This is a genomic window from Vibrio ezurae NBRC 102218 (assembly GCF_000467185.1).
GTDB classification, from domain to species: Bacteria; Pseudomonadota; Gammaproteobacteria; order Enterobacterales; family Vibrionaceae; genus Vibrio; species Vibrio ezurae.
The window spans coordinates 1-6,621 of record NZ_BATM01000061.1; the positions used below are offsets into that span (position 1 = coordinate 1).

A 6,621-nucleotide genomic window follows, 5' to 3' on the forward strand; every position below is an offset into this window, starting at 1 on the left:
GGGATACCAACCTGACGACCAAGTAGGATGTGCTCACGAGTTTGTGGCATAGGGCCATCTGTAGCAGCAACAACTAGGATACCGCCGTCCATTTGAGCAGCACCAGTGATCATGTTTTTAACATAATCGGCGTGTCCAGGACAGTCTACGTGTGCGTAGTGACGTTCAGGAGTATCGTACTCTACGTGAGAAGTAGCGATTGTGATACCGCGCTCACGCTCTTCTGGAGCGTTATCGATAGATGCGAAATCTTTAGCTTCACCACCGTATACTTTTGACAAAGTAGTACAGATAGCAGCTGTTAGAGTTGTTTTACCGTGGTCAACGTGGCCGATAGTACCAACGTTTACGTGCGGTTTCGTACGTTCAAATTTTTCTTTAGACACGAGCGTGTTCCTCTAGGTACGGTTTATAAAGTGGCTTTGTAGACCACGCAACCAAATAAATTGGATGTAAAGTATATATCAAAAGGAAATAATTGCTTGAGAGCTGGTGCTGATAGGCGGATTTGAACCGCCGACCTCACCCTTACCAAGGGTGCGCTCTACCAACTGAGCTATATCAGCACACGAATAGGTTGGAGCGGGCAGCGGGAATCGAACCCGCATCATCAGCTTGGAAGGCTGAGGTAATAGCCATTATACGATGCCCGCAACACGTAACTCTGTGAGCTATTTCCTTAAGAAAATGGTGGTGGGAGATGGATTCGAACCATCGAAGGCAGTGCCGTCAGATTTACAGTCTGATCCCTTTGGCCACTCGGGAACCCCACCAAATTTTGCTTTCATAAAGAAAGTGGTGCCGACTACCGGAATCGAACTGGTGACCTACTGATTACAAGTCAGTTGCTCTACCTACTGAGCTAAGTCGGCACATAAGTGGAGCGCATTCTATGGGATGATTTCCAACCTTGCAATAAGAAAATGCAAAAATATGATACTTTTTGCTTTTACATTGAGCTAAGACTAATTTTTCATCATGTTTCCATTAAATCCTCACTCCTTTTCCTCACCACAATTGAAATATTTATCTCTTCATGTATGTTGATGCGACGCACAAAAGGAAGGATCCCGATGACTCCACATATGAAATTCAATCGACAACAATGGTCTAAGCTAAAAGCTTCAGTGCCTATGGTGTTAAATGATTCTGATATCGAAGAGCTACGTGGTATTAATGAAAATTTAGATACTACAGAAGTGGAAGAGATCTACCTTCCTTTATCTCGACTTATTAACCTGCATGCGGGTTCACAACAACGACGCCAGAGAGTACTGGATACCTTTTTACACCGAGAAGATAGCCATAGCCCCTTCATTGTAGGCATCGCAGGAAGTGTTGCAGTAGGTAAAAGTACCACAGCACGTGTTATGCAAGCTTTGCTTTCCCGCTGGGGTGATCATCCTAAGGTTGCTTTAATCACCACGGATGGCTTCCTCTACCCTAATAAGGTTCTAAAAGAAAAAGGCATCATGGATCGAAAGGGATTCCCGGAATCCTATGACATTCAAAGACTGGTTGATTTTGTTTCTGATGTAAAAGCGGGCAAGGAGAAGGTAGCGGCGCCTGTCTACTCTCACCTAACCTACGACATTACTGATGAAGTCCAAGTGGTAGATAGACCTGATATTCTCATTTTAGAGGGGTTAAATGTTCTTCAGTCCGGTATGGACTACCCTGATCAATCACACCGTGTCTTTGTTTCTGATTTTCTCGACTTCTCTATCTATGTAGATGCCGATAGTTCATTGATTGAAGAATGGTACATCAACCGCTTCCTCAAGTTTCGCTCTGGCGCGTTTAAAAAAACCAACTCTTACTTTGGCCACTATACAAAACTGAGCAAGGAAGAAGCGATCGCTAAGGCGCACTCTATTTGGTGTGAGATCAATGGGAAGAACCTCATCGCCAATATATTGCCGACCAAAATGAGAGCGAACCTTATTCTAAAAAAAGCCACTGACCATAAAGTGAACCAAATACTATTAAGAAGCTGATCTTACGGATATTTCACCACCGATATAAGCCTCAATACTAGTACCGTTATCCAGCAGTAAAGCCCCCTGCTCATTGATACCTTTACACACTCCTATGACCTCCTTATTACCCATAATTAATTTAATAGGTTGGTCTAGGAAGTTGTCATAGTGATTCCATTGGCTTAAAAAGGGTTGTAGTCCTTTTTGTTCATAAATGGTAATCGCGTTGTGTAATGTTTCAGTCATTGAAACGACAATGTCATTACGAGTCATGGTTTGTTTGTCCGAGATTTCTTTTAAACTCGTCCAAGGTTGATCAATGCCTTGTACATGCTCGGGCATCGAAACATTCAACCCAATACCTATCACTAGGTTTGCGGCATCTCCTGCTTGTCCGGAAAGCTCAACTAAAATACCTGCTAGCTTTTGATTGTTGTGGTATACGTCATTTGGCCATTTTAGCTTCAGACCTTGTATGCCCAGCCGTTCTAGAGCCTCTACTAATGCTAATCCAATGACTAAGCTAATCCCCATTGCAGCAGGTAAACCGGCCTCAAGGCGCCAATACATCGAGTAGTAGATATTTGAACCAAATGGAGAGACCCATTCTCGTCCCCTCCGTCCTCGACCCTGAGTTTGATATTCTGCGACGCACACGCTCCCCGAAGGTAGGTCTTGTTGGCCCAGCATATGCTGATTAGTGGAATCTATTACTGGAATCACTTCAACGGGAGAATTAAGCCGACTTTGTAGTAGCTGTGGGTCAAGTAAGTCCAATGACTGTTCCAATCGATAGCCTTTACCTTTTACGCTATAAACATCAATACCAAGATCTTGTAGCGATTTTATATGTCGAGCTATCGCCGCTCGCGATACACCAAATTGCTCCCCTAACTGCTCACCTGAAAGGAAACTGCCAGCGCTTAGCTCATTGATTAATTTAAGTTTAAAGCTAAAGTCTTTCATTGTTCTTATCCTGAAATATAGTCGCTAGGTTAGTTTCTTCCTCGCGCCCAATAAAGCGTACTTCATGCTCTAATTCAATTTGATATACCTGTAATACTGTTTGTCTTACATGCCATGCTACAGCCAATACATCTTCCGCTACTGCGTCATTAAAATTCACAATAACCAATGCTTGTTGTGCGTGAACTCTTGCACCACCGTGGGAATACCCCTTTAGACCAGCATTATCAATAAGCCAGCCAGCGGCAACCTTAATGTTCTCTCCCGCTGGGTAGCCGACAATATTAGGGAACTGTTTTTTTAATTCAGCAAAATGCGCTGTCGAGATAACTGGATTTTTAAAGAAGCTCCCAGCATTTCCCATTACTGTAGGATCAGGAAGCTTAGAACGACGTACTTGGCAAACGGCATCAAAGATTTTTCTGGCCGAAGGCTCACCGTCAATAAGTTGCTGCAAAGCACCATAGGCGGTTTTTGGCGCCCATACTTTAGATAATTTAAGGCCGACTTTGGTAATCAGCGCTTTACCCGATAATTGCTGTTTAAAGATAGAGTCTCTATAAGCAAAGTCGCACTCGCAACAAGATAATCGTTTTAGCGAGAGTGACTCTAAATCAAGATATTCAACAAAATCACACACATCTTTAAACTCAATACCATAAGCACCAATATTTTGGATAGGAGCCGTTCCAGCACATCCTGGAATCAAGGCTAAGTTCTCCAGACCAAACATGCCGTTATCCACAGACCACTCAACCAAACTTGGCCAATCTTCTCCTGCTGATACCTCTAGTAAAAAATGACTCTCATCTTCTTTGACTTCTTTCCCCTTAAGGCGATTCAAAATAGCAACACCCGCAAAATGCTCGGTAAATAACATATTACTCCCTGTACCAATAGGAAGCTTAGGTAGTCGTTTCCATTCTGCGTGGGTGTATATGTCTATCAGATCATCAAGCGAATTAGCTTCTACAAGAAAATCGCAATAGGCTTTGATTGAAAAGGTATGGTAGGAAGACAGTTCAGCTTGAGGGGTAACGTGCATCATAGTGTTAATGGTTCCATTCCCAATTAGGGTTTCTAAAGGGTAATATTGACAGCTTCCCTTTATAATACTGGAACAAGGTCCGTTGCGCAGTTAATTAATGAACAGTCTAATCATCAAAAGCTTGGAGCCCATTCGACTCCCTATCTTAAAGAAGCTCTACAAAGCTCATTACCCCTCCACTAAAATAAAAGGTGGAGAGCATATTTTTGTGGCAGAAAACGCCACGAGTATCGTGGGTGTCGTACGGTTTAGAAATATAGACAAATGGCAATTGCTCACGGGCATGATGGTCGTCCCTGACGCAAGAAGGCAAGGCATCGCCTCTCGTTTATTACAGTACTGCCAAAGCACTATGCTAAATGAAAACGTCTATTGCTTTGCCTATGTACATTTACAGCAAATGTACAGTGCCTATGGTTTCAGATGTATCGATATTGAAGCGCTCCCAGCTAGCTTACAAAAGCTATATTTGCGCTACACTCAGGCAGGAAAACCGCTAATTATCATGCAATATTGTGGATAAATGCTTTATTGAGGATTGTTTTATCAATTCATCTAGGCAGTAAAGCCTCAAATTTGATAAAATGGTTGGCTAGATCAGCCCTTTACAGGACTTAATACTTATAATGGTTTTAGCTAAGAATGTCATCGATGGACTAAAAGCAGTTCCCGTTGATCCAAAAGACTTTAGAACACTTTATTCGGCAAAAGAGTTCAGAGCACAGCTATTAGAGCTTATTAAAACAGCCAAAAAGCGTATCTACATCGCAGCCTTATATCTCGAGGACGATGAAGCTGGGCGAGAGGTCTTTGGTGAGATCTATAAAGCAAAGCAAGCTAATCCTGGTTTAGATATTCAAATTTGCGTCGACTGGCATCGCGCCCAACGTGGTTTGATAGGTGCCGAATCATCCGATGGCAATGCCGCCATGTACACTCGTATGGCGGAGTCTCACTCACATATTGTGCCTGTCTACGGTGTTCCCGTTCGAGGAAAGGAAGTTTTCGGTGTACTTCACCTAAAAGGTTTTATCTTCGACGATACCATTTTGTATAGTGGCGCCAGTATCAATAATATCTACCTTCATCATCAAGATAGATACCGTTTTGATCGATACCATCAAATTTATAGCCCAGCAATTGCCGACGCAATGGCAACATACATTACCGATGCACTAGTTAAAAACCCTGCGGTCAACTCTTTGACACAGCAGGAACGCCCTTCAACTAAGTCATTGAAAGGGGCTATTCGTCAGCTTAGAGCAAGCCTAGCCGTCACAAACTATCAATTTGAAAGTAGTGAGATTGGTTCAAATGAAATCGCTATTACACCAATCGTAGGTGTCGGCAAGCGTAGAAACCTGCTCAATATGGCGATCATCCAATTAATCAAAGACGCAAAAGAAGAAATTCAGATTTGCACTCCGTACTTTAACTTCCCTAAAAGTGTTGCTCGAGAGCTTAAAAAAGCATTAAGACGTGGCGTTAAGATCTCTATCATTGTTGGGGACAAGACTGCGAACGATTTCTTTATTGATCCTGAAGAAGAATTTAAAACTGTTGGCGGCTTACCATATTTATATGAAATGAATCTACGTCGCTTCTTAAAAGCTAATGAAGCGAATATTGCGTCTCGTAAGTTAGATATCCTGTTATGGAAAGACCAATCGAATAGTTACCACCTGAAAGGTATGTGGGTCGATAAAAAGAACATGTTAATTACTGGAAGCAACTTAAACCCAAGAGCTTGGAAACTAGATTTAGAAAATGCTCTATTGGTCAGAGATCCTAACGGTGAATTAGCGACCCAGTTCGAACAAGAGTTTGAGAACATCCTTAAGGATACCCAACGTATCGGCAGCTATAAACACATAGAGAAGATTGAACACTACCCTGAACCTGTACAAAAGCTATTACGAAAAGTCACTCGTATAAAGGCTGATAGAGTACTTAAGCAGCTTCTGTAGTATCTACTACCAATCTTTTCATTTATCAGCCCTCATCTTTATATGAGGGCTTTTTATTGACTAGAATATACTGCTTTCAAACAAGATTGATAGGCACAGTCTTTCGACTAAGGCCTTGATTATGGCTGGGGTGGAGAGATTCGAACTCCCGACACGCGCCATTTTCAAGGATTAGGGGAATCCGCTGCTCTGCCAATTGGAGCTACACCCCTAAAATTTTTCAGTTTCTTAATTAAACAACGACTATAACGTGCCTAGCCAAACCTTCCATTTATAAACCCTCATTGTGTATGAAGGCATACAGATGGAAAGAACATGCAGTTTCAAATAGAAAAAGAGAGACCAAAATCCAGATACAAAAAAGGCCTCAGTCTTTCGACTGAGGCCTTAATTATGGCAGGGGTGGAGAGATTCGAACTCCCAACACGCGGATTTGGAATCCGCTGCTCTGCCAATTGGAGCTACACCCCTAAAACTGTGATCTAAACCTAATTTTTATTAAGGCTCAGATTCAGAAAAACCCCGCAAAGCGAGGTTCTCTAAAATAAGTGGCGGAGTGGACGGGACTCGAACCCGCGACCCCCGGCGTGACAGGCCGGTATTCTAACCAACTGAACTACCACTCCGCACCAATTTGTTATCTCATTGAAGTCTTATCTGG

Annotated in this window: 6 protein-coding genes and 7 tRNA genes; 3 read left to right on the forward strand and 10 right to left on the reverse strand. The window is 42.6% G+C overall.

Translation table 11 applies throughout. The annotated features are described in order from the left end of the window. The 5 genes from VEZ01S_RS16150 to VEZ01S_RS16170 form a co-directional block, all read right to left on the reverse strand. Window positions 1-386: GTP-binding protein (locus tag VEZ01S_RS16150; RefSeq protein ID WP_021714314.1), on the reverse strand; the 386-nt coding region annotated here is incomplete at its 3' end. 104 nt (window positions 387-490) lie between these two features. Next, window positions 491-566 (reverse strand) — tRNA-Thr (locus VEZ01S_RS16155). A gap of 12 nt (window positions 567-578) precedes the next feature. Beyond that, window positions 579-653, reverse strand: a tRNA-Gly gene (locus VEZ01S_RS16160). Between the two features lie 35 nt (window positions 654-688). Further along, a tRNA-Tyr gene (locus VEZ01S_RS16165) sits at window positions 689-773 on the reverse strand. A gap of 23 nt (window positions 774-796) precedes the next feature. Further along, window positions 797-872 (reverse strand) — tRNA-Thr (locus VEZ01S_RS16170). 201 nt (window positions 873-1,073) lie between these two features. Between VEZ01S_RS16170 and coaA the strand changes: the two genes are divergently transcribed. Then, window positions 1,074-1,997, forward strand: a complete 924-nt coding sequence (gene coaA, locus VEZ01S_RS16175; protein ID WP_021715121.1) for a type I pantothenate kinase — start codon at window positions 1,074-1,076, stop codon at window positions 1,995-1,997. Here the strand turns inward: coaA and birA are convergent. Beyond that, a complete protein-coding gene (birA, locus tag VEZ01S_RS16180) occupies window positions 1,986-2,945 on the reverse strand; it encodes a bifunctional biotin--[acetyl-CoA-carboxylase] ligase/biotin operon repressor BirA (protein WP_021715122.1) in 960 nt (319 codons plus the stop codon). The two genes, coaA and birA, sit on opposite strands and share 12 nt — an antisense overlap. Continuing rightward, window positions 2,932-3,993 carry a UDP-N-acetylmuramate dehydrogenase gene (gene murB, locus VEZ01S_RS16185; RefSeq protein WP_021715123.1) on the reverse strand — a complete coding sequence of 354 codons (1,062 nt, stop codon included), beginning with the start codon at window positions 3,991-3,993 and terminating at the stop codon, window positions 2,932-2,934. Before murB ends, birA begins: the two co-directional genes overlap by 14 nt. A 97-nt stretch (window positions 3,994-4,090) precedes the next feature. Between murB and VEZ01S_RS16190 the strand changes: the two genes are divergently transcribed. Beyond that, complete coding sequence (locus VEZ01S_RS16190) at window positions 4,091-4,516, forward strand: GNAT family N-acetyltransferase (protein ID WP_021715124.1); 426 nt, start codon at window positions 4,091-4,093, stop codon at window positions 4,514-4,516. 103 nt (window positions 4,517-4,619) lie between these two features. Then, on the forward strand, window positions 4,620-5,960 hold the full coding sequence (gene pssA, locus VEZ01S_RS16195; protein ID WP_021715125.1) for a CDP-diacylglycerol--serine O-phosphatidyltransferase: 1,341 nt from the start codon (window positions 4,620-4,622) through the stop codon (window positions 5,958-5,960). Window positions 5,961-6,082: 122 nt separating this feature from the next. Here pssA and VEZ01S_RS16200 read toward each other — a convergent pair. The 3 genes from VEZ01S_RS16200 to VEZ01S_RS16210 form a co-directional block, all read right to left on the reverse strand. Beyond that, a tRNA-Phe gene (locus VEZ01S_RS16200) sits at window positions 6,083-6,172 on the reverse strand. 182 nt (window positions 6,173-6,354) lie between these two features. Next, window positions 6,355-6,431 (reverse strand) — tRNA-Trp (locus VEZ01S_RS16205). Between the two features lie 78 nt (window positions 6,432-6,509). Beyond that, a tRNA-Asp gene (locus VEZ01S_RS16210) sits at window positions 6,510-6,586 on the reverse strand. Between the last annotated feature and the right edge of the window lie 35 nt (window positions 6,587-6,621).

Coding starts and splice junctions, on each gene's coding strand:
- birA (WP_021715122.1), bottom strand. CDS start 2,945: ATGAAAGACTTTAGCTTTAAACTTAAATTAATCAATGAGCTAAGCGCT.
- murB (WP_021715123.1), bottom strand. CDS start 3,993: ATGATGCACGTTACCCCTCAAGCTGAACTGTCTTCCTACCATACCTTT.
- coaA (WP_021715121.1), top strand. CDS start 1,074: ATGACTCCACATATGAAATTCAATCGACAACAATGGTCTAAGCTAAAA.
- pssA (WP_021715125.1), top strand. CDS start 4,620: ATGGTTTTAGCTAAGAATGTCATCGATGGACTAAAAGCAGTTCCCGTT.
- VEZ01S_RS16190 (WP_021715124.1), top strand. CDS start 4,091: ATGAACAGTCTAATCATCAAAAGCTTGGAGCCCATTCGACTCCCTATC.